The organism is Rhizobium sp. 01T444 (assembly GCF_056398305.1).
In genome coordinates, this window is record NZ_JBFTPD010000026.1 from 71,466 (window position 1) to 95,504 (window position 24,039).

At 60.6% G+C, this 24,039-nt stretch carries 25 protein-coding genes; 13 read left to right on the top strand and 12 right to left on the bottom strand.

Features of this window, described 5'->3' with window-relative positions:
* Positions 1 to 24 precede the first annotated feature (24 nt).
* Positions 25 to 207 carry a hypothetical protein gene (locus tag AC1DTN_RS27920; protein ID WP_477923517.1) on the top strand — a complete coding sequence of 61 codons (183 nt, stop codon included), beginning with the start codon at positions 25 to 27 and terminating at the stop codon, positions 205 to 207.
* 179 nt (positions 208 to 386) lie between these two features.
* Here AC1DTN_RS27920 and AC1DTN_RS27925 read toward each other — a convergent pair whose 3' ends face one another.
* The 3 genes from AC1DTN_RS27925 to AC1DTN_RS27935 all read right to left on the bottom strand — a co-directional run bounded on the left by AC1DTN_RS27925 (position 387) and on the right by AC1DTN_RS27935 (position 4,176).
* Positions 387 to 800, bottom strand: a complete 414-nt coding sequence (locus AC1DTN_RS27925) for a hypothetical protein (protein ID WP_477923518.1) — start codon at positions 798 to 800, stop codon at positions 387 to 389.
* Positions 801 to 810: 10 nt separating this feature from the next.
* Entirely contained in the window at positions 811 to 3,252 is a 2,442-nt protein-coding gene (locus tag AC1DTN_RS27930) for an arylsulfatase (protein ID WP_477923520.1), read from the bottom strand.
* Positions 3,253 to 3,411: 159 nt separating this feature from the next.
* Positions 3,412 to 4,176 (bottom strand): bestrophin-like domain, encoded by a 765-nt coding sequence (locus AC1DTN_RS27935; RefSeq protein WP_477923522.1) that lies wholly within the window; start codon positions 4,174 to 4,176, stop codon positions 3,412 to 3,414.
* 278 nt (positions 4,177 to 4,454) lie between these two features.
* Here AC1DTN_RS27935 and AC1DTN_RS27940 point away from each other — a divergent pair, with 278 nt between their 5' ends.
* From AC1DTN_RS27940 to AC1DTN_RS27960, 5 genes are all read left to right on the top strand, one after another.
* Positions 4,455 to 6,257, top strand: a complete 1,803-nt coding sequence (locus AC1DTN_RS27940; RefSeq protein ID WP_477923523.1) for an adenylate cyclase — start codon at positions 4,455 to 4,457, stop codon at positions 6,255 to 6,257.
* Positions 6,258 to 6,492: 235 nt separating this feature from the next.
* Complete coding sequence (locus tag AC1DTN_RS27945; protein WP_477923558.1) at positions 6,493 to 7,272, top strand: DUF2092 domain-containing protein; 780 nt, start codon at positions 6,493 to 6,495, stop codon at positions 7,270 to 7,272.
* Positions 7,269 to 7,481, top strand: coding sequence for a hypothetical protein (locus tag AC1DTN_RS27950; RefSeq protein ID WP_477923525.1), 213 nt, complete (start codon positions 7,269 to 7,271; stop codon positions 7,479 to 7,481). The genes AC1DTN_RS27945 and AC1DTN_RS27950 overlap by 4 nt, the downstream gene beginning before the upstream one ends.
* A gap of 15 nt (positions 7,482 to 7,496) precedes the next feature.
* On the top strand, positions 7,497 to 8,783 hold the full coding sequence (locus AC1DTN_RS27955) for an alpha/beta hydrolase (RefSeq protein ID WP_477923526.1): 1,287 nt from the start codon (positions 7,497 to 7,499) through the stop codon (positions 8,781 to 8,783).
* A gap of 195 nt (positions 8,784 to 8,978) precedes the next feature.
* On the top strand, positions 8,979 to 9,704 hold the full coding sequence (locus tag AC1DTN_RS27960; protein WP_477923559.1) for a hypothetical protein: 726 nt from the start codon (positions 8,979 to 8,981) through the stop codon (positions 9,702 to 9,704).
* 93 nt (positions 9,705 to 9,797) lie between these two features.
* Here AC1DTN_RS27960 and AC1DTN_RS27965 read toward each other — a convergent pair whose 3' ends face one another.
* Entirely contained in the window at positions 9,798 to 10,250 is a 453-nt protein-coding gene (locus tag AC1DTN_RS27965; protein WP_477923527.1) for a nuclear transport factor 2 family protein, read from the bottom strand.
* Between the two features lie 112 nt (positions 10,251 to 10,362).
* On the opposite strand from AC1DTN_RS27965, the gene AC1DTN_RS27970 reads away from it, so the two are divergent.
* Positions 10,363 to 11,340: a LysR family transcriptional regulator gene (locus AC1DTN_RS27970; RefSeq protein WP_477923528.1), complete on the top strand. Its 978-nt coding sequence runs from the start codon at positions 10,363 to 10,365 to the stop codon at positions 11,338 to 11,340.
* A 204-nt stretch (positions 11,341 to 11,544) separates the two neighbouring features.
* Here AC1DTN_RS27970 and AC1DTN_RS27975 read toward each other — a convergent pair whose 3' ends face one another.
* The 5 genes from AC1DTN_RS27975 to AC1DTN_RS27995 all read right to left on the bottom strand — a co-directional run bounded on the left by AC1DTN_RS27975 (position 11,545) and on the right by AC1DTN_RS27995 (position 15,565).
* Positions 11,545 to 11,952 carry a cupin domain-containing protein gene (locus tag AC1DTN_RS27975; RefSeq protein WP_477923529.1) on the bottom strand — a complete coding sequence of 136 codons (408 nt, stop codon included), beginning with the start codon at positions 11,950 to 11,952 and terminating at the stop codon, positions 11,545 to 11,547.
* Positions 11,949 to 13,430: a 4-hydroxyphenylacetate 3-hydroxylase family protein gene (locus AC1DTN_RS27980; protein ID WP_477923530.1), complete on the bottom strand. Its 1,482-nt coding sequence runs from the start codon at positions 13,428 to 13,430 to the stop codon at positions 11,949 to 11,951. Before AC1DTN_RS27980 ends, AC1DTN_RS27975 begins: the two co-directional genes overlap by 4 nt.
* Before the next feature lie 10 nt (positions 13,431 to 13,440).
* Positions 13,441 to 13,965, bottom strand: coding sequence for a flavin reductase family protein (locus tag AC1DTN_RS27985; RefSeq protein WP_477923531.1), 525 nt, complete (start codon positions 13,963 to 13,965; stop codon positions 13,441 to 13,443).
* 85 nt (positions 13,966 to 14,050) lie between these two features.
* Positions 14,051 to 14,755 carry a GntR family transcriptional regulator gene (locus AC1DTN_RS27990; RefSeq protein ID WP_439015457.1) on the bottom strand — a complete coding sequence of 235 codons (705 nt, stop codon included), beginning with the start codon at positions 14,753 to 14,755 and terminating at the stop codon, positions 14,051 to 14,053.
* Positions 14,756 to 14,932: 177 nt separating this feature from the next.
* Positions 14,933 to 15,565, bottom strand: a complete 633-nt coding sequence (locus tag AC1DTN_RS27995) for a TetR/AcrR family transcriptional regulator (RefSeq protein WP_477923533.1) — start codon at positions 15,563 to 15,565, stop codon at positions 14,933 to 14,935.
* A 124-nt stretch (positions 15,566 to 15,689) separates the two neighbouring features.
* Here AC1DTN_RS27995 and AC1DTN_RS28000 point away from each other — a divergent pair, with 124 nt between their 5' ends.
* The 3 genes from AC1DTN_RS28000 (at position 15,690) to AC1DTN_RS28010 (ending at position 18,320) form a co-directional block, all read left to right on the top strand.
* Positions 15,690 to 16,682 (top strand): NADPH:quinone oxidoreductase family protein, encoded by a 993-nt coding sequence (locus AC1DTN_RS28000; protein ID WP_477923535.1) that lies wholly within the window; start codon positions 15,690 to 15,692, stop codon positions 16,680 to 16,682.
* 132 nt (positions 16,683 to 16,814) lie between these two features.
* Positions 16,815 to 17,549 (top strand): phosphotransferase enzyme family protein, encoded by a 735-nt coding sequence (locus AC1DTN_RS28005; protein WP_477923537.1) that lies wholly within the window; start codon positions 16,815 to 16,817, stop codon positions 17,547 to 17,549.
* A gap of 195 nt (positions 17,550 to 17,744) precedes the next feature.
* Positions 17,745 to 18,320, top strand: coding sequence for a GTPase domain-containing protein (locus AC1DTN_RS28010; RefSeq protein ID WP_113325092.1), 576 nt, complete (start codon positions 17,745 to 17,747; stop codon positions 18,318 to 18,320).
* 81 nt (positions 18,321 to 18,401) lie between these two features.
* Here AC1DTN_RS28010 and AC1DTN_RS28015 read toward each other — a convergent pair whose 3' ends face one another.
* On the bottom strand, positions 18,402 to 18,860 hold the full coding sequence (locus AC1DTN_RS28015) for a DUF3237 domain-containing protein (protein ID WP_477923538.1): 459 nt from the start codon (positions 18,858 to 18,860) through the stop codon (positions 18,402 to 18,404).
* A 175-nt stretch (positions 18,861 to 19,035) separates the two neighbouring features.
* Between AC1DTN_RS28015 and AC1DTN_RS28020 the strand changes: the two genes are divergently transcribed.
* Complete coding sequence (locus AC1DTN_RS28020; protein ID WP_477923539.1) at positions 19,036 to 19,920, top strand: LysR family transcriptional regulator; 885 nt, start codon at positions 19,036 to 19,038, stop codon at positions 19,918 to 19,920.
* Between the two features lie 9 nt (positions 19,921 to 19,929).
* Here the strand turns inward: AC1DTN_RS28020 and AC1DTN_RS28025 are convergent, their stop codons facing one another.
* Entirely contained in the window at positions 19,930 to 20,739 is an 810-nt protein-coding gene (locus tag AC1DTN_RS28025) for an AraC family transcriptional regulator (protein ID WP_442205534.1), read from the bottom strand.
* Between the two features lie 73 nt (positions 20,740 to 20,812).
* Between AC1DTN_RS28025 and AC1DTN_RS28030 the strand changes: the two genes are divergently transcribed.
* Complete coding sequence (locus AC1DTN_RS28030) at positions 20,813 to 21,754, top strand: NmrA family NAD(P)-binding protein (RefSeq protein WP_477923540.1); 942 nt, start codon at positions 20,813 to 20,815, stop codon at positions 21,752 to 21,754.
* Positions 21,755 to 22,446: 692 nt separating this feature from the next.
* Entirely contained in the window at positions 22,447 to 23,091 is a 645-nt protein-coding gene (locus tag AC1DTN_RS28035; protein WP_477923541.1) for a VOC family protein, read from the top strand.
* A gap of 332 nt (positions 23,092 to 23,423) precedes the next feature.
* On the opposite strand, the gene AC1DTN_RS28040 is transcribed toward AC1DTN_RS28035, so the two are convergent.
* A complete protein-coding gene (locus tag AC1DTN_RS28040) occupies positions 23,424 to 23,828 on the bottom strand; it encodes a PAS domain-containing protein (protein WP_477923543.1) in 405 nt (134 codons plus the stop codon).
* Positions 23,829 to 24,039 lie beyond the last annotated feature (211 nt).

The following is a 24,039-nucleotide window of genomic DNA, read 5'->3' on the forward strand; positions in this document are numbered from 1 at the left end:
CCATGCTGGTGCGCGGTACCGGATGTGAAGGAGAAGAGAGCGACGACCACCACGACGAAACTACTTTGCGCCACCGCCGCGGTATTGCCAGGCTTGGTCATCTTATCCGCCGATACGACGGCTTCCGCACAGACCTATGAGATGACGACGCCCTTCCCACCGGGCGTCGCCGTGTCGGACAAGATTGATCTGTTTGCTGATGCATAGAGCCCCATGCGATGATCTGCTTGTCCGCTTTCGGGGCTGGGCTAGCTAGCTCCCTATGACACTCTGGGGGCGCAAAGCGGTCGTCTACGCCGAGATCGCCAAACGGCCGCTTCGGGCTGAAAGGCGGCCGACGCCCTTGGCCGCTTCGCGCCCATAGCTGACGTCGCGCCGGACGATTGCTAACGGTCAGCAATGCGGCTCGATGCCAAGCCGCACGCCGCGCACCAGACGCCCAGCGCGATGTGGGCCGCGACAACAGGCCAGAAAGCGATGCCGGCGATGCCGTGGCGAATCCATCCAAGAATGAGTATTGCGACCACGGCGAAGTTGTAGAACAGCATCGCTGTCACCAATCCCTTGGCAGCCTTGCCTGCCAGGTCATCCCGCGCAAGCCAGCAGGCGACGGCCAGGCTCAGCACGGCCGCTCCGGCGACACGGGCGGCCGTCATGCCGGCAGGCGTGTCCGGCGCGGCCCCGAGCAACACTTGAACCAGGAGCGCTGGTGCAATCAGCAATGCCAGTCCCGTCGCGGCTTCGACCACGCCCGTTACCGAAAACAGCAGCCTGGCATTTGCGGCCATCGTTCCAAACATGCCGCCCCCACTATTGCCCGAGCTTGAACGTCAGCTTGTCGATCTTGCCGGAGAACTTGAACGGAGCGTCGTAGCGATACTCGACCAGAGCGACTCCTGTGCGCGTATCCTGACCGACGTCGAAGCTTTCGTCCTCCGGAAAGGTGACGGGCGTCGTGTGTTCGACCGAGTTTGTCGCCACCTGCTTGCCGTCCACCGACAGGACGCCGCTACCGCCCTTGCCGAGGCCCGGACCATCGGACTTGAACTCGAAGACGATTTGGTGCTTGCCAGGGTCCAGTTCCGGCCCCTCCCACATCGTGCGCTTCAGGTCGAGAAGGTTGTAGAGAAACACGACCTTGCCCCGCCCGACGCCGAAGTCGCCTTTGCTGAGAAACAGGCCGTAGCCGCCGAACCGTCCGCCCTCGGTCACGATCATGCCGTCCGCACCGCCTTCGGGTATCTCGACCTCGGCCGTGATCGTATAGGACTTGTTGAGGACACTCGGTGCAGCGCTCGGCGGCACACCGCTCAGTGCCCCCGAATAGGTGAACTCGGTTCGCCCGGCCGTCAGGTTGGGGCGCGGCGTGTTCCAACGGGAAAGCGTCGAATTGTCGAGCGGCAGCACGTCGTACTTCTTCGCCTCGGAATAGAAGAGGTCCTGCATCTGCTTGAGCTTGTCGGGCATCTTGGCGGCCAGGTCGCTGAACTGGGTCGGGTCATCGTTAACGTTGTAGAGTTCCCAGTTATAGCCGGTGATGACGTCGGGCGGCGTTGCGGTGCTCAGCTCCCACGGCCGGGTTGCCGGCGTCGTCGCTGCCACCCAGCCATTGTCGTAGATGGCGCGATTGCCGAGCATCTCGAAATATTGCGTCGTATGCCGGGTGGGGACATCGGCATTTGCCTTGTCCCATGTGTAGGCCATGCTCACCCCTTCGACCGGCTTCTGAGCGATGCCGTTGATCGTCTCGGGTGCCGGGATGCCGGTGGCTTCGAGGATGGTCGGCACGATGTCTATGACGTGCGAGAACTGGCGGCGGATGCCGCCCACATCAGTGATGTGGCCGGGCCAGGACATCGCCACCCCTTGCGACGTGCCGCCGAAATGCGACGGCACCTGCTTCACCCACTTGAACGGCGTGTCCATCGCCCAGGCCCAGGCCGCGGCGAAGTGCGGGAATGTCCGTTCCGATCCCCAGAACGGATACCACAGCAACTGGTCCTTCACCGGCACCGGGATGCCGTTGAAGGTGGTGAACTCGTTCGGCGTGCCGTTGAGCATGCCTTCGGCGCTCGCGCCGTTGTCGCCGCCGATATAGATGATCAGCGTATTGTCGAGTTCGCCGAGATCGTCGACGGCCTGAATGACCCGGCCGATCTCATTGTCAGCGTAAGCAAGGTAGGCGCCGTAGATATCCGCCTGCTTGACGAAGAGTTTTCTCTCTTCCAGGCTCAGCGTATCCCATTGCGGCAGTTCCTTCGGCCACGGCGTCAGTTGCGCATTCTCGGGCATGATGCCGAGCCGTTTCTGGTTGGCGAAGATCGTCTCGCGCAGCTTGTTCCAGCCGTCGTCGAAGAGATGCATGTCGCTGATCTTCTTGATCCATTCCGGCGTCGGATGATGCGGCGCATGCGTGGCGCCCGGCACGTAATAGACGAGCCAGGGCTTGTCCGGCGCGATCTCCTTCAACTGCTTCATATATTGGATGGCCTCGTCGGCCATCGCCGTTTCCATGTTCCATCCGGGATTGCCTTCGAACGGGTAGATGGCCGTCGTGTTGCGGTAGAGGTTCGGCTGCCACTGGCTGGCGTCGCCGCCGACGAAGCCGTAGAAATATTCAAAGCCCATTCCCGTCGGCCATTGATTGAACGGCCCTGCCTGGCTCGACTGATAGGACGGGGTATTGTGGTTCTTGCCGAACCACGATGTCGCATAGCCGTTCTCYTTGAGGATCGTGCCTATGGTGCCTTTCTCGACCGGGATGATGGAATCGTAGCCCGGATAGCCCGTCGCAATTTCGCCGACCACCCCGGAACCGACCGAATGATGGTTTCGCCCGGTGATCAACGCGGCCCGCGTCGGCGAACAGAGCGACGTCGAGTGGAAATTGGTAAAGCGCAGCCCCTGGTTTGCAATGCGATCCATGGCCGGGGTGGGAATGACGCCGCCGAAGGTGCTTGGGGCACCAAATCCCTGGTCATCGGTCATGATCAGCAGCACGTTCGGCGCACCCTTTGGCGGCGTGACGCGCGGAGCCCACCAGGGCTGTGATTCAGACGCTTTTTCCTTGATCACCCCGCCGAAATTCGGCGTGGGTGGCGGAAGCTGCTTGCCGTCGAGGGTGATTGTGGCTCCCGGAGCCCCCGTTGCCGCCTGTGCTAATGCCGCCGGACAGCCAATCCCGGTCAACGCTGTAAAACCCAGTGCGACGAGCAAGCTGCGAGAGAGATACAACGCATTGCGACGGCACATATGAATTCTCCTCCAGGATCAAGCGGCGGCGTTTTGATGCTGACAAACAGTGCGCACGAAGGCTTCGCCTTCAGCGAAGGGCTGCCGGATGATCGCTCAACGCGATCCACAATCAACGTATGATACGGTAACAACGACAGCAGCTACGCGGTGGAGCCTTCACCCCTCGCTCATCCGTTCGAGCGCCTTTCGCAGCGGTTCATCGGAAACCTGGATAACTCCGAGATAGGGGTGCGCCATGTCTGTGATCAGAAAGACTGCGCCGGCAACCGACAGGGCGCAGAAGACCAGAACGACGATCACCGTGCTGTTGACCGGCGACAGCAGCCCGAATGTGAAGAACAGCAATGAGAGCCAGAACACCAGAATGATCAGGAACGCGAAGGGCAGATCCTCGTCTCCATGCTCGACGACAAGCCAATGCGCCTCGGCGACATTGCCGCTGACCTCAATCGCGCGATTTTGCAAAAGCCGCTGGGCGTCGGTTTCCGGTTTGAGCGATCGCAACTGATCCTGCACCGGTTCGATGCTGATCTCTTCGCTCGCCGGAGGTTCGAGCGCGCCCGCTTCCAGAGGCCTGTGCCAGTTCTGTTGCAGCCTCGCTTCCACCAGCCTTGCAAGCAGGCGCCGGGCTTCGGCCGTCTCCGGCCCGTAGTGCAGCATGACGCGATCGAGAAGAAGAACTCTGGCGGTCGATGTGCGAAGTTCGGTCTGTGCATCTTCGAACGACGTCTTTGCGGAGGCGATCAGGAAGCCGAGCGCCAGTGCCGAAAGAGTGCCGACAACGGCTGTCGCAAGCTTGATCACGTCGCGGGACTCGACGCTGAGATGGTGATGCGGCAGCCGATATCGAAGCATTATTCCGACCGCCGAGGTAAAGGCGAGGCATGCGAAAACAATTGCGGCGATCGTCGATGCACTCATGCGGGAAGACCGCGGCGATCGACGACATCATCCTGATATTGCCGTCTCACTGTCACCCCTTCCGCTTCAGAGATGGTTCCCTTCTCACCGCCGACGGCATGGTGGGCCGGACGTGTAAAAAAGCAACGTATGAAACGGTAGCATACCGTAGGCCGCATGGAACGGCACAACCCAAAAGGCCCATCCGAGTAAGTCGTGGACGCGGATGATATTGTGCAGTAGGTTATGCTAATGAAATTTCTGGTAGTTGCGCCCTCAAGAGCGGTGAGGTGCATGGCATGCAGAATGCAAGCGCAGCCGATGCTGCACTACCTTCAACGCGACCTCCTCCAGGCCCGGATGACGTTCGTCGGCAGCTTGAACGGATCATCGAGAATCCGGAATTCCCCCACACGGGACGCAGCGCCGACTTCCTGAGGTACATCACCGAAGAGACGCTGGCAGGCAATGCCAAGCGCATCAAGGGCTATTCCGTTGCGGTGGAGGTGTTCAAGCGCGCGCCAAGCTTCTCGCAGGACGACCCGGTCGTGCGGATAGGAGCAGGACGGCTGAGGCGGACCCTGGAGCGCTACTATCTCGTGGTGGGGCAGGATGATCCGGTTCGAATGGACATTCCGAAAGGGGGATATGTCCCGACATTCGCCTGGAACAATCCTGGAGACGCCACGACGTCCGTCACCTCGGCTGCACCAACAAACACATCGGTCGGTAATGGCGCCTTTCGCGGCTACGGAAGATGGCTTGTTGCCAGTCTGCTGATTGCAGCTCTGATATCGGCCATCCTCTATCAGGTGCAAGGCCGATCACCGTCTTTCGCCGCGGATCCGACGATGGCGGCCGCGGTGCACGCGCCCAGTCTCGCCGTTGCTCCGTTCGCCAATCTTGGTGAGGATCCGAAGGCGGAGATCTTTTCGGCCGGATTGACCGAGGAGCTTCTCACAGCACTGCCCCGCTTCAAGGAGATCAGGGTTTTCGGCCGCGAGACCTCCAGATCATTGTCGTCGGAAGTCGATATCTCTCGGGTCCGCAATACACTCGGCGCCGGCTATCTGTTGATGGGAGGAGTGCGCGTTTCAGGCGACAGGATGCGGGTTACCGCGCGGCTGCTTGATACTGACAACGGCGAAATCCTTTGGTCGCAGATCTATGACGAGAACATGGGTTCGGGCGATCTGTTCGCGATCCAGACAGACGTTGCAAACAGGGTGGCGACAGCCATTGCCCAACCCTATGGAATTATCGCGCAGGAAGATGTTGCCAATCAACCTCCCGACGATCTCGGCGCCTATGCCTGTACATTGAGCTTCTACACCTACCGGACCGAGCTAAGCCCCGAACGGCATCGGCAGGTCAGGGAGTGCCTCGAAAGTGCAGTGGCTCGCTATCCCACTTTCGCCACAGCATGGGCGATGCTGTCGATCGCCTACCTTGACGAGGAACGCTTTAAGTTCAACGCGATCGACGGATCCTCAGCGCCGATCGAACGCAGCCTGGTCGCCGCGCGGCGCGCCCTTCAGCTCGATCCAGGCAGCACTCGCGCGCATCAGGCCCTAATGATGGCGCTCTTCTTCAATCAGCAGCCGGACGAGGCCTTGCGCATCGGCGAAGCCGCGCTCGCGACCAACCCCAACGACACGGAGCTTCTGGGAGAGTTCGGGACCCGCGTGGCGATGAGCGGCGATTGGGCTCGCGGGGCAGCACTTCTCGAGCGCGCGCTCGTTCTCAATCCTGGCGGTGGCGGCTATTATCATGGAACGCGAGCGCTTGCCGCTTTCATGCTCAACGACGGCAGGACGGCGGTCGCGGAAATAAGACAGGCCGATATGCAGAAGTTCCCCCTCTTTCATCTCGTCGCCGCGGTGATCTACAGCAACAACGGACTTGAGGCCGAGGCGCGACGCGAAGGATCGAGGTTCATCGCAATGCGCCCGGACTTCCTGCCCAACCTATCGGGCGAACTCCGCTCACGAAACATTCGTCCGGTGGATCAGGAACGCTTGAGCACCGCGATCAGAAAGGCGGGGCTTCCCCTCGGCAATCAAGCCGCCGCGACCGTTCCGGCGATCGGATCGGGACTTTGATCCCGCCCGTGAAGCCACTGTCTGCGTTCAGCTACGGTACCCGTACTACAGAACATACCCGATGTTACGAGCGCCCCACTCGGTTTTGCAGCACAATCTCCGACAGCGATAGAGATATGCAGGCGCTGGTTCGTCGCGCGCTTAACCCGGTCCTCGCGTCCCGGCACGTTTGACTTCGATTTCCACCAATCGCAAGGAGCATAACGTCGTGTCAGAAACCTTCCGCAACCGGTGCCTGAAGGCAAGTTGGCGATCGTCCGTTGTTCTTGCGGCGGCCGTCGCGTTGGTCTCGCCTTCGGCCACGCGTGCCGACGAGCCCGCTGCCAAGCAATTGGTCAAGGCGATGTCCGACTATCTCTCGGGCCAGAAGGCGATTTCGTTCACCTACGATACAAATTTCGAGATCGTCACCAACGAGCACCAGAAATTGCTGCTGGCAAGTTCCGGTAAGGTTGAGATGGGACGACCCGACAAGCTGCGCGTCACGCGCACCGGCGGGTTTGCCGATGTCGTAATGACCTTCGACGGCAAGACGGCGACGGTCCTCGGCAAGGATCTCAACCTTTACGCTGAGGCAGATGTGCCCGGCACGATCGACCATCTCATCGATGAAATGCGTGATAAGCTTCATCGACCGGTTCCCGGCGCCGATCTCCTGCTGCCCAATGTCTACGATGAACTGATGCGCGACGTCGTCGACACGAAGGATCTTGGAAGCGGAGTGATTGGCGGCGTGGAATGCGATCACCTGGCGTTCCGGACCAAGGAACTCGACTGGCAGATATGGATCGCCCAAGGCGAAAAACCGTATCCTTGCCGATATGTGATCACTTCCACGAAGATCGATCAGGGGCCACAATACAGCATCCAGATCAGCGACTGKAAAACCGGCGCCGACGTCGTCGCCGAGGACTACAGTTTCAAGAACACCACGGCCGCCAAGAAGGTTGAGCTGCAAAAACTTGCCGACATCGATGAGCTTCCAGATCACTTCGCAAAGGGAGGCAGCAAATGACGTTGGTGCGGAAACTCAAGATCCTGCTGCTGGCCGCATGTGTGGCCATGTCCGGCCTCGAACTCGGCGAACGCCTGGCGCTTCCCGGAGTGATGGAGATCGTGACGCCGGCCGAGGCACGCGTCGGCCGGCCGCTTACGCCCGTCAGTGTCGCAGGCGTGGCGCGACGCACCGTCAGGAGATGCGCGGTCGGCGTCTATTATTGCTAGGAGAAGCCGAAACGGATGGCGACCAGAGAACTGCCCGCCAGTCTTATGGCGCTCCTATGCATCTCGCTCCTTTGTCTCTCGGGATGCGGCGGGCACCCACGGGGTGTCCTCAGCCCGATCGCGGACACGTCGCTGCCAAATTCGAGCCGGGTGAACCTCCTTGTCGCAACGACCCGTAGCCGCTCGACCGTTCCCGGCGAGATGTTTTCTGGCGAACGTGCGCTGAAGCCCGCCCTTGCGGAAATCACCATCTCCATTCCGCCTGACAACGCCCGCGAGGTGGGAAGCGTCGCATGGCCCAAAAGGCTGCCTCCGAACCCTTCAAGGGATTTCGCGACACTGAAGGCCCAGGAGATCGATATCGACGCCGCAAAATCCTGGCTCAACGCGAGCGTACGCAAGACACCGGACGGAAGCGTCCTGGTGTTCATTCACCGTTTCAACACCCGCTTCGAAGATTCCGTCTACCGCTTTGCCCAGGTCGTTCACGATTCCCGCGTGCGGAGCGCGCCCATCCTGGTGACATGGCCATCACGGGGCAGTATGCTCGCCTATGGATATGACCGCGAAAGCACGAACTACACGCGCAATGCACTGGAAACGCTGTTTCAATATCTCGCCCGAGACAAAGAGGTGAAGGAGGTATCTATCCTCGCCCATTCGATGGGAAACTGGCTGACGCTGGAATCCCTGCGTCAGATGGCCATTCGCAACGGCAGGCTGCCAACGAAGTTCAAGAACGTCATCCTGGCTGCGCCGGATGTCGATGTCGACGTGTTCAGCCAGCAGATCGTCGACATGGGCAAGCAGCACCCGCAATTCACATTGTTCGTATCGCGCGACGACCGGGCGCTCGCTGTCTCCCGCCGCGTCTGGGGAGATGTGTCGCGCCTCGGCGCAATCGATCCCGAGCAATCGCCCTACAAGGAAGAACTGGCGATCAACAAGATCAGCGTGATCGATCTCACCAAGGTCAAGCAGGGCGATCGTCTTCACCACACGAAGTTTGCGGAATCCCCCGAGATCGTCCGCCTGATCGGCTCCAGGATTTCGGACGGGCAGACCTTGGCCGATGACAAGATGGGGCTGGGTGATCACATACTCGATGCAACGATCGGAACGGCTGCGGCGGCAGGGCACGCTGCCGGTCTGATCCTTACCGCACCCGTCGCGGTCGTCGATCAGAACACAAGAGACAATTATGCTGATCGGGCGAACGCCCTGGTCGGCGGCAACGGGCACGCGCGCACGGCAGCAACGGCCTGTACGGCGGAACATGCGCGGGGATGCCAAGGCCAGTGACGGCCAGCGCCGGCGCGCAAGTTATGCGCGCCGGCGGTAATGGCAATTTACTTATAATTTAATTAGTGTTGAGGCATATTGATTCTGGGGGACCATGTCGAGAAAGCCTGACACTCGCTCGCTGACAGAGGGATGAACATGAAATCCACTCATACCGCCATCGTGTGCGCCGCACTGGCGATCGCATCACCTGCAATGACGGCGGATCTGACGCCGCTGACACCAGATGCAAGGCAGGTGGAAAGCCCGAGCGGCTGGACTTTCACGGTCGCACCCTATTTCTGGATGGCCGGCATCTCCGGAGATACCGCGCAGTTCGGATTGCCGGAGGTGCACATGGACGCCGACTTCGGCGATGTGCTGTCGAACCTGGACTTCGCCTTCATGGCGGCGGGCGAGGCACGGTACGACCGCTTCAGCGTTTTCGGAGACGTCATCTATACGAAGCTTGGGGCGGACGCGAGCACCCCTGCCGGCATCCTGGCCGACAGTGTCGACGTAACCTCAAAGACGTTTGCCGGCCTGCTTGGCGTCGGGTATTCGGTGCTGGAAAGCCCGTCCGGCCATCTTGATATCGTCGGCGGCGTCCGGGTCTGGTCCGTCGACACGACAATCGGATTCAGCGGCGGCCTGCTCGATGGCCGGGAAGGCGACGATGGCGACACCTGGGTCGATGGCATCGCGGGTCTCAGGGGCAATTACTTCTTTACGCCTGAGTTTTACATGACCGGATGGGGACTAATCGGTGCGGGCGGCGCCGACATCGACTGGGACGTTGCCTTGGCCCTCGGCTACAAATTCAACGATAAAGTCTCCGCGGTCGCAGGCTATCGGGCACTGGGGGTCAACTACAGCAACGACGGGTTCGTATTCGATGCCGTCCAGCAAGGACCGATCATCGGCGTCGCATTTCATTTCTAGCGTTTGGCAGGCGAACCGTCGCAGAAAGACCTGAAACGGCGAAAACAGCTATCGCATCGGCGACGAGCGACAACACCTTCACCTGGCCAGGCATCAAGGATGGCCTGATGAGCTTGGGCCATGCTCAGTTCGAGGCGCTGTTTGCAGGGCTTGAGCCAGGATCTCGGCGGCGAACACCTTCTGGACGATCTGCCAGCGCCCGTTGAGGTAAAAGCACGACAGCAGGTCGGTCACCTCGCGGGGCGGGATCCGCAGGCGGAGCTTGAGCAGCGCCATGTCACTGACAATGGCGATGGAGAGGATCTGGTCGGCGCGCACGCTGCCGGCATCCTGCGGTGAGGTCAGGCTCCGGACCGCATCGAGCCAGGCGGCAACAGGCGTAACCACCACGCTGTCGCCATCGCCGCGCCTGGTGACCAAGGCCGCGGGGTCGAAGATGGTCGCGAACGTGTCGGCGTCCATCGCGTAGGCGGCATCGAAGTAGGTTTTCGCCAAGGCGACCAATTCATCTATGTTTCCCGTCGGGGGCGTGTTCTGCAACGTCATTGTGGTTCCCTTCAACTCTCGTGTCCAGCTGAGTATAAGGACGGGCGCGGCAAGGTTTAGTCCGCGCGCACTAATCAGCCTTGTAAGCTGAGCTAAGCAATTGAGGGCGATCATGAAACATTCCCTTCCGTCTGCCGGAGACTACAACCAGCTCCGCGCCTTCGTGGCCGTTGCCGGTTCGCTGAACTTCAGCCGGGCGGCCGAGAACCTCGGCGTGTCATCCTCGGCGCTCAGCCAGATGGTCCGAGGGCTCGAGGAGCGGGTCGGAGTCAGCTTGTTCAACCGCACCACCCGCAGCGTCTCCCTGACCGAGGCGGGGGCCAAGCTGTTCGAACGGGTACAGCCCGCCGTCGAGGAGCTGGCGGAGGCGCTGGGCGAGACCCGCGAGCGCCGCGCCCATCCCGCCGGGACCGTGCGGGTGCACTGCTTCCGGGCAGCCGCGGACCTCTACCTGACACCGATCCTCCGTGACTTCAGCGACGCCTATCCGCAGGTCGTGCTCGACGTCACGCTCGACGACGCCGTCGTCAACATCGTGGCCGAAGGCTATGACGTCGCCATCCGCCTCGGGGAGGTGATCGACAAGGACCTCATCGCGGTGAAACTCGGCCCGGACCTGCGCCAGACCGTGGTCGCCTCGCCCGACTATCTCGCCCGGCACGGGACGCCGGCTCATCCGCGCGACCTTCTCGCCCATCGCTGCATCGCCTGGCGATGGCCGGGGCAGAAGACGCCCTACAAATGGGAGTTCATGGAAAACGGCAAGTGGTTCGAAGTCGCAATCGACGGCCCGCTGATCTCCAACATGAAGGACTTCGGGGTGCAGGCGGCGGTCGACGGAGTGGGTGTTGCATTCGCCAGCCAGCAGCTGATCGCGCACCACATCGCTGAAGGCCGCCTTGTCGCGCTGCTCGAGACTTGGTCCGCCCCCTTCCCCGGCTACTACCTCTGCTATCCGGCCCAACGGCAAATGGCGCCGCCGCTTCGCGCCGTGATCGACACCATCCGCGCCGGCCCGCGCCAGAGTAACGGCGTCGAGGCGGCGGCGATCGGCGCGGCTGTTCCTCGAGGTCTGCGTCTGCACCAGTGACGCCGGGCCTCCCGACGCCAAGCGCATCAACAAGAGTTTTCCGAAACCGCGCCGGGACGAATGGCTTTTCCCGGTAGCGTGACCGCCGGGGGGTGTCATGCCGCTGACGGTTGGAGCGCCTTTCCGAGAAGGCTTGTGGTGGTTAACCGCGACGTCCGCTTAGGGCCGAGAGCGGTCATTGCGCCCGTCGCCATCCACGGTGCTTCACACTCGCGGCTTCCCGTCAGATGCTGTCTCGTAATAGTGAATCTCAAGTAGCAGGCAGCCCATCTCTGATTTGAAGGGCCCATGAAAGACCCCTGGAGGACGGCATGCGTAAGTGTGTGCAGGGTAAGACACGGTTCCAGACGACGGATCGCCGACGATGAGGTCGCCTTCGAGAAGATAGACCTCTTCCCAATAGGTGTGCACGAAGGGTTTCTCGGTCCGCGCCTTCGGCAGGAAGCGGAGCAATCGCGTGCGATTACCCCTGCCGTTCTCTTCATCGAGCCATCCGGCCAATATCTTTTGCTCGATTCCGGCTGGATATCCGGGTGGGCTGTGCCAGCCCTCCCCCATGTTCACCTGGTGGAATTCCTTATGTTCCTTCAATGGAGCCAAGGGCGATGTCATACTTCCACCGCCGTGTGTGCGCGAAGTTCGCTTTCGAGTGAGTAGGAATCGAGCATCTCGTCGACCAATCGGGTGCCCGAATGCCAGTCGAACGTGCGGTAGCTGTGATTCCTGGTAACGAAATTCGCCCCCGCGTAAAACATCTCGTATTGGGTATGCCTGGAGCCGAACTCGGAGCCTATTGCGTCCCAGGCCAGCTTGAAGAGTTTCACCCGCCCCTCGGCACTTGTAACAGGCGATTGCTGGGTCTTTTCGATCAAGGTTTTGAGCTGGGGATCGGCGAAGTCCGCGATGCTCGACGGCAGCATGATCAGTCCGCCACCGGCGAGCTCGCGCAGCGCCGAAATCACTTCCGGATAGAGCTTCTGGGTGAGCACCTGTGCCGAATAGAGCGTGTGCCGGTCTGGAACGAAATAGTCGCCGCGGTTTTGGCCCTTGACCTCCATGGCATGCACCAGGGCGTCGACCATCGCGCACTGCGCCGCCAGTGTGCCGAGCGTCTCGCGCACCTGGGGAAAGCCGACAATGCCGTTAGCCTCGGCCATCCGATGCGCCAGCCCGACCAGAAAGCGCAATTTTACCATCAGGCGAACTTGTGCCTGATAGTTCTGCAGGACATGGGCAGGTGTGGCATGAAATTGCTCCTGACACATGCGGATGTCCTGATTGATGAAAACCCGATCCCACGGCACCTTGACATCATCGAAGTAGAGGATTGCATCATTCTCGTCAAAGCGGCTGGCAAGCGGGCTGTCGAAAACGCTGGTTGCGTGCCCTTCGTAGGACTTGCGGGACATTATCGTAAGCCCACGCGCGTTCATGGGGACCACGAAGGAAACAGCATAGGATTCGTCGCCTTCCGAAAGCGGCTGAATGCAAGTGACGAAGACCTCGTTGGCCATGATGCCACCCGTGGCCAGCATCTTTGCGCCACGGATCGTCAGACCTTCTCCGTCCTGGTCGACGACACCCGCCGTCAAGGTGCGGTCCTGTTGCTGACCCGCGCTCTTTGACCGGTCCGCCTGCGGATTGATGATTACATATGTCAGATAGAGATCGCTTTTGCAGGCATAGCGGTAATACTCCGCCAGAGCAGCGGCGCGCTTGGGATTGTAGGCCTGAAAGACCTCGATCCCCATCATCATACCCGCCAGACAGGAGGCCACGTGGTCCGGCGCGCGGCCGAGGAAACCGCAATGCAACGATGCCCAGGTCTCAATCGCCCGGCGCCGCTCCACCAATTCGGTGTAGTTACCCGGCATCTGCCAGATTCGGCTTGCAGGAGTGTTGCTGTCCGTCTGATAGGTCATGAGGGACCGGTTCTGTTCCGCGCATTGAAAATCATAGAGCCGCGCAATCGAACCAATAGTCCGGCTGAAGGCCGGGTGGACGGTAACGTCATCTGCAAGCTTTCCTTCGAGGAACACCTGTCGGCCGTCGCGCAGGGTTTCGATATGCTGTGAGCCTGTTTTCAACATGTCATCACCCTCAATAGTGCATTGGCAAAGGCCAGGACGCTTCCATGCGTACTTCACGTTCCAGCGCGGCATATCGACCCTTGCTGTAGACAAGCGGCCGACGGTCGCGAAACGATTGGAATGCTGTCACTTTGCCGATGAACAGCAGATGGTCGCCGCCGTCATTGGCAGCCCAAGGCGCGCAATGGAAAACGGCAGCGATTCCAGCAAGGATGATGCCGTGCCCCGCTTCAGTCTCGCAGGCGATGCCTTCCCACTTGTTGGTCAACGGTTTGGAAAACCGCTTCGACAAATTCGCCTGGTTCTCGGACAGCACATTGATCGTGTAACCGCTCACCTTCATCCATTGGGAGATGCTCGCGGCGCGGCGATCCATGGAGAAAAGGATCAGCGGCGGATTGAAGGAAAGCGAGTTGAAAGAGCTGATCGTGACACCCAGCCTTTCCGGGCCGTTCACGCTGGTGACCACGCAAACCCCGGTCGGGAACTGTCCCAAGGCCAGCTTGAATGCACTCACATCAAAGTCTGGTTCCATGCCCGCCCCCCGATGTCGACCGGTCTATTCGATAGCCGATCGCGTGATCTCAGTGATCATATTCGCTCTCCAGGATGTTGCGAGCCTAGATGACCGTCCGCGTGTCTTGCGACCAATGACGGGTCATGGGTGCCCGTAACGCGGCCAAGGTCCGAGCCAGATGCTCGCCAACCGCCGCAACGACCTGCTCCGCCTGCGAGGCGCGGATCGCATCCGCTATCGCCCGATGCTCGGCCAACACGTCGTCGATCCGACTGCCGACGGAGATTGCATGCACGCCCATTCTGACTTGCCGATCGCGAAGGCTTTCGTAAAACGTCGCGAGAACCGGATTGCCGGCGGCTCTCACGATTGTCCGGTGGAATTCCCGGTCACTTTCAATAAACGCCACGCGATCGCTTCGAACCTGCTCCTGCTGGACGATCAGCCGATCCAGTTCATCGGCCAGCGAACTTCCAAACCGGCTTGCCTCCCGGGAGCACCATTCCTCGACCAAACCGCGCGCCTGCATGATCGCGTCGACCTCGGATTCCGTGATCGGAGCGATATACGCGCCCTTCTTGGGCAAAATCGTCAACAACCCGTCGGCTTCCAGTCGCAGGAACGCCTCCCTTACCGGGGTACGTGAAACGCCTGTTTCTCGACAGACCTGCGCTTCCGTCAAGAAAGTCGCCTCATTGCGGGGCAGTGTCAGCACGTGCTGCTTCAGCCAGGCATAAACGACATCCTGCGCTGCATCACCTCGCTGGAGTGCGGCAAAGCCGCTGGCTGGTTTGGGTGACATAGACATGTTGTATACAAGATGTGTATAACAGAGTCAAGATGGTCTTTTTCACCGGTTACTCTCACTGGCCGTGTACGCTGATGGAGATGTCTGCTTCGGGTCGACACCAGACGAGTATATCGGCCGGAACGCGCCAAAAGCGGGCGTGCCTACCCTCCCCGGTGCCCTTGCTGTGCTCGCGGCCTAATTCGGTTGTTGACGTTCTAGAGCATCCGGTGCCAGCGTCTTCCAGGCGGCCATGGCCATGGTGATGACTGTCTCAAGTTCGGCACGGCTTGCGCCGTCGCGCGCCTGCACCGAGAGACCGTGCATCACGGTGGTATAGTAGCGAGCGATGGCCGTCAGGCTCCCGGTCGAGGCAGCGAGGTCGCCATCATGGACCCCTCTGACCAGCCGCTCCCTGATCTCCTCGAATTGCGCCCTGCGAATGTCGGCGAGGAATTCGCGTACCGGGTGGTTTTCTATCGTGCCGGTCGGCGCTGCAAGGACCAGCATGCATCCACGCGGCGAGCCGGGAATGGTGATTGTATCGGCCACGGCGCGCAGCATGGCGTGTATCGCCTCATAGGCCGTGGGCTGTTCGCGAAGCGCTACCCTCGGGGGCTGCCCCTGGGTCGCGGCATTGAGGGCCACGGCTTCGCGGAACAAGGCTTCCTTGCTTCCGAAGGACGCATAGATGCTGGCCGAAGCAATTCCCATGGCCTCGCTCAGGTCCTTCATGGAGGTTCCTTCGTAGCCGCGCTCCCAAAACAGATCCATGGCGCTGCGCAAAGCGACATCCCGGTCAAATGTCAGTGGCCTGCCACGCGTCGCCATCTCATCTCCGATTTGTTTGTCGATCGACAAACTATAACTTGACGGATGTCGAACCGCCATGCATTTTATTTATTTGTCGATCGACAAACAATTCTCGCAACCACCTTGAACAAGGACCAGTCCCATGAGCGTCCCCGCCTTCATGCGTGCGTTACAGCAGACGTCCCTTAATGGCCCGCGGGATCTGCGGATGATCACCGACGCGCCGGTGCCGGTTCCCGGTCGCGGCGAAATCCTCATCCGCGTCGCCGCCGGTGGTATCAACATGGCCGACATCTCCCAGGCCTACGGCAAGTTTCGCGCTGGCCCGCAGCCTCCATATATCGCGGGTTTCGAGGGCGTAGGTGAAGTCGTGGCTCTGGGCGAAGGAGTAACGACTGTGGCGACTGGCGCTCATGTCATCGGGGTCGGATATGGTGCCTTTGCCGAATACATGGTGCTTCCGGCGATTGCCGCAGTACCAGTACCCAAGGGATGGTCGGACGAGCAGGCGCTTGGCCTGGTTGTGAACTTGCCAACGGCAGCGGCAGCGCTAAAGCTGCTCGGGCAGATCGAGAAGGGTGAGACCGTGCTGATCCATGCAGCGGCAGGCGCTACCGGCCAAGCCGCAGTCAAGATCGCCAAGCACTACGGCGCAACGGTGATTGCGACGGCCTCATCGGAGAAGCACGAGATCGTGCAATCCCTGGGTGCCGATCACATCCTCGACTCCCGCACCGCCGATATCGCCGCCGAAGTGCTTCGTCTGACCGGCAACGCCGGCGCCGATCTGGTCATCGAGTCGGTCGGCGGTGAGACCTTCGAGGCCAGCCTGGCATCAGCGCGACGCGTCACCGGCCGTGTCGTCGTCACAGGGTTGCCCGCCGGCGAAGCACCGCTCACCAATTGGGACCTCGTCTATAAACATCAGGTCCACATTATCGGCTTTAACATGGGGGTGCTGATCGGCGCCGCGCCGCAGATGTTCGGTGCCGTCATGGGCGAACTCTTCGCGCTTATCGGTGCAGGCATATTGTCCCCCGTCCAGCCAACCGTCTACGAACTTGCCGACGGGCCAAAGGCGCTCGCGGCATTGGAGGGCCGCTCCAGCGTCGGCAAGTTGGCACTGCGACTCTGAACCCACTTCGTGACGTGGGGCATCGTGGTCCCTCAAGCTTCGACCGCTTTGCGCCACCAGAGGACATCGTGGCGTCGCAAACCTTCCCTATTTCTTCCGTCAATTTCATTGTGGCCGCCAAGGATACTGCCAATGGGATGGGAAGCGCTCGGCCAATGGGGTGAAGATGCGGTTCGCATCGAACCGCTTACGGGTGGAGTTGCCAACGACGTGTGGAGCGTTCGCGTCCACGGGCAGATCGCAGTCGGTCGTCTCGGCTCCAGGACCGACGCTGATCTCGCATGGGAAACCGAGCTACTCCAACACCTCGACCGTGAAGGCATGACTGTTCCGGTGCCGATCCCGACGGCTGACGGCCGGCTGTTCGTGGACGGTCTGGTGGTGATGAAATACATGGAGGGCGGACCGCCCGAGACGGAGTCCGACTGGCGTCGCGTGGCCGACACGCTCCGCGAGCTGCATCGCTTGACGCGGGGCTGGCCGCAGCGCCCGGGCTGGCGATCGTCGACCGACCTCCTGCATGCCGAAACCGGAACGAGGATCAACCTTTCCGCAATGCCGCCTGAGGGTGTTGTCAGATGCCGAGCAGCGTGGGCGCGGCTAATCGGGCGTCAGACATGCGTTGTCCACGGCAACCCGAACAACCCTGGCAACGTCCGCATGACCGCAGATCGGGTCGCGTTGATCGACTGGGATGAGTCACATGTCGACGTCCCTTACCTTGACCTGGTACTGCCCGGCAACGCTGCCGATCTCGACGACGGCGCGCATGACATCGCCGCGCAAGCGTCAGCCGCATGGGAAGCCGCCGTCTGCTGGCAGGACGAGTACGCAGTCAAGCGGCTTGCCGAAGTTCGAGCGGTCTGAGCAATTTCGGCGGATTGACGGGTCGTATCCATACCGGAACCTCGCGAGCTACGGCATTGCACCACAAGCAGCCTTTACGCCGGCCTCAGCGGAGTGCAGCCTTCGCGCTTGCACCACTGCGATTCTGTGGGTTTACGTCGCTGGGATGCTGGCATCCCCAACATATTGGTCCAAGTTCGGCAAGATGACGCTTCGATGCCTCGATATGTTTCTCTGATGGATGCGGCCAGCCTTTTGGCGACAGTCGAGCGTGTTCTCGTTATTGGATGTTCGGGAGGCGGCAAGACAACCTTCTCTGCAAAGATCGCGGATTTGCACCGCCTGGAATTCCAGTCACTCGACCGGGATGTGCGCTGGCTTCCAGGCTGGGTGGAGCGTGATCGTACCGAGCAAAGAGCAATCATATCGGATATGGTCCAACGTGACCGATGGGTCATGGACGGCAGTGGAGCGTCTTCCTTTGACCTGAGATTGCCGCGAACTGATCTGGTTCTGTGGGTTCGAGTGCCGAGATGGGTTGCACTGATTGGTCTGTTGAAGCGCGTATCTCGTTTCTATGGTTCAGTTCGCCCAGCGATGGCTGAAGGGTGCCCCGAGCCACTGCCGGATCGAGACTTCCTGTCATACATCTGGAACTTCGAGAAAAAATACGCCCCGCTTTTTGTGATGCAAATCGAGCGTTACGGGCCGGACGTTCCGGTAGCCGTGCTCAACTCTCATCGCGAGATGGACCGGCTCCTTCAACTCTCGGGCAGACCTATCGCTCGATAACGCAATGACCGCGATAGGCCGAGAGCAGTCATTTCCCATTCCGGAATGCACGGGAAATGCGCCGGATGCGGACGGCTGAATTCATAGAATCTCGAATACATCGTACTCGACACCATCAGCACGCCGGCCGCCTTGCGCAACCGCGACAATTTGGTTGAGCCACGCGTGCTGTGGTGCGGCCGTTTCGAAATAGGGTGTTGTTCGCAAATAATATTCCGAGGGGTCGACCGCCTCGCCATTCGCAAGACGCTCGTCGACGCTCTGGGAGGAGCGCCTGACGCCGCGATAGGTCATAAGGATCAGACCGCCGTCGTCAGCGGCGAGCAGGAGCCTGACATCCTGCTGAAACGTGCCGTCCGCGCGTCCGAGCAGGAGGTCAGAGCCGATCAGCGGCGACACCTCTCCTTTCAGCCGCTCGCCCCGGAAATGTCCGCCGGAAACGGGAAATATGCGCCGGCTACCAGCCGGCGTCTGGCCGAGCTCAAGCGCCGGGTGAAGTGTCATGAAGAGTGTCATTAAGTGCCGAGATTGCAGGGCCATGTCGGATCGCCTATTGTTTGTTTGAGCCCTGGAGCGTGTCGCGATCCTTCAGATCCGCTCGCCGCGCTTCAGGTCTTCGGGTTTGCGCGACAAGCTCTAGCTGAAGGCGCCCTGCCCCCAAAACGCGCTTTGCTTGGGACACTCACAAGCAAAACTCATCAAGAGAGAAGAGATCATGCGGCCGCCGTTGGAGTCTCTGCGAATTCTGGAAGCGTGCGTTTCCGCCTCCAGCTTTGCCTGGGCCGCCGAACGGCTGTGTCTGACGCCTGCGGCCGTCAGTCTCCGTATCCGCACACTGGAGGCCGAGCTTGGCCAGCCATTGTTCGTGCGGGCGGGGCGACGCGTCGTGCCGACAACTGCGGCCGCTCAACTGGCTGGCCGAATTCGCCACGCACTAGATGGCATCGCAGGCGCTCTCGATGAATTTCAGGCTGTGACGCGCCCACTCCGATTGACGGCGCCTCCGACATTCGCGTCACGCTGGCTGGCACCCCGGCTGGCGCGTTATCCCTCGGCAGGCGGATCGCCGATCGAGGTCGACGTTTCCGCCGATATTCGCGACCCCAGCGCGTTTGACGTCGCCATCAGGACGGGTCGTGGCGGTTGGGAAGGACTTGACGAATACCGGCTGGTGCCGGTCGAAGTCACGCCCATGCTGGCGCCCTCTCTGCTCGGAACGCGGACCCTGGACAGGCCGGAGGCGCTCGCCGATTTCGAGCTGTTGCCGCATCCGGATTGGCAGGCATGGTTCAGGGCCGCTCAATGCGAGATGCCGCAGGCTCTGCGGTTTGTGGCAGTCGATTACCCCACGCATGAGTTGGACGCCAATGCAGCGGTGGCAGGCGCAGGTGTCGCGCTTCTGTCGCCCTTGTTGTTTCGCCCGCTCCTGGAAAAGGGCCTCCTCATCGCCCCTTTCCCCTATGTACTAAGCGGGCCGGCCTGGCATTTTGCGTTGATGCGTGTCGACGACCCCCGTCTCGCGCCTCGCCAGCTCTGCGCCTGGCTTCACGAGCAGGCTCGCGAGCCGCTCCTCAGCCAGACTGACCGCCTGCCGAGCTAGGCCCGTCGGTCACGTCGAGAAATAGCGCGTTGGTGTTGTCCCGAGTGCCTTCTTGAACATCACGATGAAGGCGGTGACGGACTCGTAGCCGAGGTCGCTCGACACCCTCTGGACCGTCGCGCCGCTGGCGAGTTCGCGCAGCGCGATGACCAGGTGCAGCTGCCGCCGCCACCGGCCGAAGGTCAGCCCCGTTTCCTGAACCATCAGCCGCTTCAGGGATCGCTCGCTCATGGCGACATGGGCGGCCCATTCCCCGAGGGTGCGGCGGTCGCTTGGCTCCGCCGTCAGGGCAGCGGCGATCACGGCGATCTTCGGGTGGCTGGACACGGGCAGCTCCAGCCCCTCTTTCGGCATCAGCGCCAGTTCCTCCAGCAAGACCCGCACGAGACGGCCGACATGGTCATCAGGAGCATAGCTGCCCTGTACATCCGCCAGGCGCAGGATCATCTCGCGCAGCATCGGCGAAACGGACAGCGTGCAGCACTCCTGCGGCAGGGCCGCAGCATCCGGTTCGACAAACAGGTAGGACAGGCGAGCGTTGGACGTGACCTGATTGCTGTGCGGCACGCCGCCCGGGATCCAGATCCCGCAGTCCGGCGGGACAATCCAAAGGCCGTTTGCGGCCCTGCAGGTGACGGCCCCGTGCAAGGCAAGGATGAGCTGCCCCTGCCGGTGCTGGTGCTGCGGCACCTCGGCTTGGTAGTCGCTGAAGTCGACATGCAGGGCGACCGCCGGGCGACCCAACCGGTCGGGGTCGGGATCGAAGTCCACGCTGCAGGGGCGCAGCGTCCTAGCGGATTGGCCTGATTTGGAGATCATATGGCATTATCTCCAAATTCGCGTGCAGTGCAATTCGCTACAAGCGGACATCAACAACGCGATGGAGACTATCATGCGAATTGCTGTCGTCGGCGCAACCGGCAGAGTCGGCGCCCAACTCACCCGAAAGCTGCTGAGCGCAGGACATCAGGTAAAGGCCCTGTCGAGGGGCGGTCCAGCCCTAGAGGCACTGGCCGAAATAGGCGCGGAGCCATTCCTCGGAAGTTTTGACACGGGTGCGGGAGAGCTCGACAAATTCTTTCAGGATGCCGATGCCGCCTTCCTGATGGTCAAGACCGACTGGAACAACCTGCAAGGCCACTATCCCGTGGTTGCCCAACGCTTCGTCGATGCGCTTGGCAATTCCTCCGTCAAACTGGCGGTGAGCCTGTCGGCCATGGGATCGGACGTGAAAGGCGAGACCGGCCATTTTGAATGTTTCTACCATCTTGATGAGAAGCTGAACGAACTTACCAATATCGACCTGGTCCATCTGCACGCCGCCTGGTTCATGGAGGATGTGCTGGCGTGGACGGCGCCAGTCGCCAGATATGGTCGGATCGCCTGGTCCTGTAAGCCCGATCTGAAGATGCCCTGGGTGGCGACGGATGACATCGCATGGCTTGCGGCCAGGGAACTGACAAATCCGACGGGCAAGCACCGGGTGATCCGCGAGGTCGGCTCGGAAGATATTTCGATGAATGAATTGGCCGCGATCATCGGCAGGGAGATCGGCCGGCCGGTGGAGTACCGGTACATCGAAAGAACGCGCAAGGATGTGGAAGCCGAATTCCTGAAGCGCTTCGGGACATCGGAGAGATGGCACGATGACACCCTGACCGCCGACGCCTTGAACAATGGCCTGGTGCGGTTCCAGGGTGAGCGTGAGGTTCGCCCTTCTCTGCCCACCAAGATGGAAACGTTCATCAGAGACGTCTGGAAGCCGCGTTATCTGGAGTCGGTTGCGGACGGAGACGAACCCGAGACATTTCATATGTGGAGCGCAAAGGAATAGTTGGGAAGCGGCCGAACGCTGAGAACCTCCTTCCCGGGAAGGAGAAACTCAGCATCGGCCCATCAGTAACGTTTCCCTGGCCAGGCGGACCCGCCTGTCGAGCGACGCTTGGCCAGCGAATGCGCGGTCAATTTACGGTGGCCGCCTGATCAGCCCAGTCCTTCCTCGGCAAGTGCCCGGATCAAGGAGGGCAGCGCCGCATGTGATCGAAAGACTTGCGCAGCGCTCCGGCAACTCGACGCCAATTTCGTTGCTCGTTTTGAGGCAGGCCGTCTGATATGTGGTAGTAGTCACCTTTGTCGGCGCCGAAGACATGTTTGGCCAACCGGACATTCGTCTAACCAATCGCGACTGCCATCCAGTCCCGGCATCGAGGATCCCGATGGCTGCTCACGGCGGCCGAAAGTCTCGACCGCTTGCGCCAAAAGCAGTCATTGCGGTTGTCATGAACAGGGATGTCGCAGGAATCAGGAAAACAGGCGTCGCTCTAATCGAGCCTGAGTTTCGCGACAGGCGGGCTCGCATTTGCCGAAATTTCGAGTTTTTAAGAACTCTCCCTGTTCTGTGGCGCGGTCGGTCTGGTTCTTGACGATCCCCGCCTAATTTAGTTATTCTCAAATCGCGCTACGCAGGGTGCATCGGCATTGGACCGGCTGGGCAATGCCCGCCTGCGAATTTCATAGGTAGCGCCAATGCCGAACCTCGAAAACCTCAAGAAGCAGGCCAAGCAGTATTTGCGTTGGCATCGCGAACGGTATTATCCGGTCGCGGCCGAGATCAGGGCTGTATTGCCACGCTTTCAGCACCTCGACGACAATCAGATACTGGAAGCGAGTTTCAAGCTCAGTGACGCGCAAGAACTGGTCGCTCGTCAAAACGGGATCGAAGGCTGGCAGGCGCTCAAATCAGGAGCCGATGCCATGACCACTCAAATTAAACCTACCCCTCACCCCGTTCTCAGCTCGATCTCTGCACAACTGTTCGTCACCGACATCAAAACGTCGTGCGATTTCTTCACCAGCAAACTCGGCTTTGCCATCGACTTTGTCTATGGTGATCCACCATTCTATGGGCAGGTCATTCGTGATAAGGCACGACTCGCATTGCGGGTGATCTGCGAACCTGTGTTCGTTGGCGATATACGGACGCGTGAACACCTGCTCTCCGCCTCAATCGCCGTCGACACCGCAGCCGAGATCAAGCAGCTCTTTTTGGATTTCCAGGCCGCTGGAGTGCATTTTCATCAGACGCTCAAGAAAGAGCCTTGGGGTGCACGAAATTTTATTGCCCTAGATCCAGACGGAAATCTCATATTGTTTGCGGGACCAGCTGGCTGAAGGGAGGCGGCATGGCGGATGCCAATATTGATCTCGGGCCGCTCCATGTGTCGCAAAAATCCTGCAGACCGTCCTAAAACCTGGGCGCAGCCTAACCTTCGGAATCCCCGCTAGGGTTTTCGGACGGTCTGCCTGATGATTGCGACGATCGGCAAGGCTGTCGGTTCAGCCAACTTCCAACTGCCGCAAATATCGCAAAAGTTGGCGCCTCGCGAACGACTTTGGTGACACGCAAAAAGGGCCGAGCACACGCCGCATGAAACGATCTGCTTCGTCCGCGACCCGTGACAAAACCGCGGGATCGGTCAAGCGTGGATTGACGGCAAAGGCGGCTAATGCGCCAGCGATCCATCCTGCTCGCGCTCGGCCACCGGCACGACGATGCCGGAATAGAGAATGGGTGATCCGCTCTGATCGCGAAAGGCCCGGCCGAAGGCGGCGACCATCCGGTACCGCCCGTCCCTGCCCCAGACACGGTAGGTATTCTGCTGTGCGATATCGGCAACGAGCACTTCTGAGATCTTCTTTGCCAGTTCCGGCCGGTCATCGGGATGGACGCGTGCAAGGTAGTCTTCCAGCGGCAGGCCGCGCACGGTGGCGGCAGCATCGAGGCCGAAAAGTTCGGCGAGCGCGCTGTCTGCAAAGACGAGGTTCTTGACGATATCCCAGGTATAGATCCCCGCATCGCAGGCTACTTCCTCGAATATCGCGACCGAGTGAACGGATTGCCCAGTCATTGCCTGCATGTTCCCCCGACTGTTTTAGTAGAAACTAAAGGTTTGCCGGACAACTTCAAGGTAGGATTGACCGCAATACGGTGCAGGGCGCCGGCGCATTCAGGCCGGCGACCTTGAGATGATGCCCGTGCCGCCGAGACTGCACGGATCGGCCTGCTGGATGACTACGTTTTTCTCTGCGCCCTTAGAACCTCGGAAAAGGCCCTTTGCG

What these genes read in the sequence shown, in the direction of transcription:
- AC1DTN_RS27925 (WP_477923518.1), bottom strand. Translation starts at nt 800, where the DNA reads ATGTTTGGAACGATGGCCGCAAATGCCAGGCTGCTGTTTTCGGTAACG.
- AC1DTN_RS27935 (WP_477923522.1), bottom strand. Translation starts at nt 4,176, where the DNA reads ATGAGTGCATCGACGATCGCCGCAATTGTTTTCGCATGCCTCGCCTTT.
- AC1DTN_RS27940 (WP_477923523.1), top strand. Translation starts at nt 4,455, where the DNA reads ATGCAGAATGCAAGCGCAGCCGATGCTGCACTACCTTCAACGCGACCT.
- AC1DTN_RS27950 (WP_477923525.1), top strand. Translation starts at nt 7,269, where the DNA reads ATGACGTTGGTGCGGAAACTCAAGATCCTGCTGCTGGCCGCATGTGTG.
- AC1DTN_RS27955 (WP_477923526.1), top strand. Translation starts at nt 7,497, where the DNA reads ATGGCGACCAGAGAACTGCCCGCCAGTCTTATGGCGCTCCTATGCATC.
- AC1DTN_RS27960 (WP_477923559.1), top strand. Translation starts at nt 8,979, where the DNA reads ATGACGGCGGATCTGACGCCGCTGACACCAGATGCAAGGCAGGTGGAA.
- AC1DTN_RS27965 (WP_477923527.1), bottom strand. Translation starts at nt 10,250, where the DNA reads ATGACGTTGCAGAACACGCCCCCGACGGGAAACATAGATGAATTGGTC.
- AC1DTN_RS27970 (WP_477923528.1), top strand. Translation starts at nt 10,363, where the DNA reads ATGAAACATTCCCTTCCGTCTGCCGGAGACTACAACCAGCTCCGCGCC.
- AC1DTN_RS27975 (WP_477923529.1), bottom strand. Translation starts at nt 11,952, where the DNA reads ATGACATCGCCCTTGGCTCCATTGAAGGAACATAAGGAATTCCACCAG.
- AC1DTN_RS27980 (WP_477923530.1), bottom strand. Translation starts at nt 13,430, where the DNA reads ATGTTGAAAACAGGCTCACAGCATATCGAAACCCTGCGCGACGGCCGA.
- AC1DTN_RS27985 (WP_477923531.1), bottom strand. Translation starts at nt 13,965, where the DNA reads ATGGAACCAGACTTTGATGTGAGTGCATTCAAGCTGGCCTTGGGACAG.
- AC1DTN_RS27990 (WP_439015457.1), bottom strand. Translation starts at nt 14,755, where the DNA reads ATGTCTATGTCACCCAAACCAGCCAGCGGCTTTGCCGCACTCCAGCGA.
- AC1DTN_RS27995 (WP_477923533.1), bottom strand. Translation starts at nt 15,565, where the DNA reads ATGGCGACGCGTGGCAGGCCACTGACATTTGACCGGGATGTCGCTTTG.
- AC1DTN_RS28000 (WP_477923535.1), top strand. Translation starts at nt 15,690, where the DNA reads ATGAGCGTCCCCGCCTTCATGCGTGCGTTACAGCAGACGTCCCTTAAT.
- AC1DTN_RS28005 (WP_477923537.1), top strand. Translation starts at nt 16,815, where the DNA reads ATGGGATGGGAAGCGCTCGGCCAATGGGGTGAAGATGCGGTTCGCATC.
- AC1DTN_RS28010 (WP_113325092.1), top strand. Translation starts at nt 17,745, where the DNA reads ATGCCTCGATATGTTTCTCTGATGGATGCGGCCAGCCTTTTGGCGACA.
- AC1DTN_RS28015 (WP_477923538.1), bottom strand. Translation starts at nt 18,860, where the DNA reads ATGGCCCTGCAATCTCGGCACTTAATGACACTCTTCATGACACTTCAC.
- AC1DTN_RS28020 (WP_477923539.1), top strand. Translation starts at nt 19,036, where the DNA reads ATGCGGCCGCCGTTGGAGTCTCTGCGAATTCTGGAAGCGTGCGTTTCC.
- AC1DTN_RS28025 (WP_442205534.1), bottom strand. Translation starts at nt 20,739, where the DNA reads ATGATCTCCAAATCAGGCCAATCCGCTAGGACGCTGCGCCCCTGCAGC.
- AC1DTN_RS28030 (WP_477923540.1), top strand. Translation starts at nt 20,813, where the DNA reads ATGCGAATTGCTGTCGTCGGCGCAACCGGCAGAGTCGGCGCCCAACTC.
- AC1DTN_RS28035 (WP_477923541.1), top strand. Translation starts at nt 22,447, where the DNA reads ATGCCGAACCTCGAAAACCTCAAGAAGCAGGCCAAGCAGTATTTGCGT.
- AC1DTN_RS28040 (WP_477923543.1), bottom strand. Translation starts at nt 23,828, where the DNA reads ATGACTGGGCAATCCGTTCACTCGGTCGCGATATTCGAGGAAGTAGCC.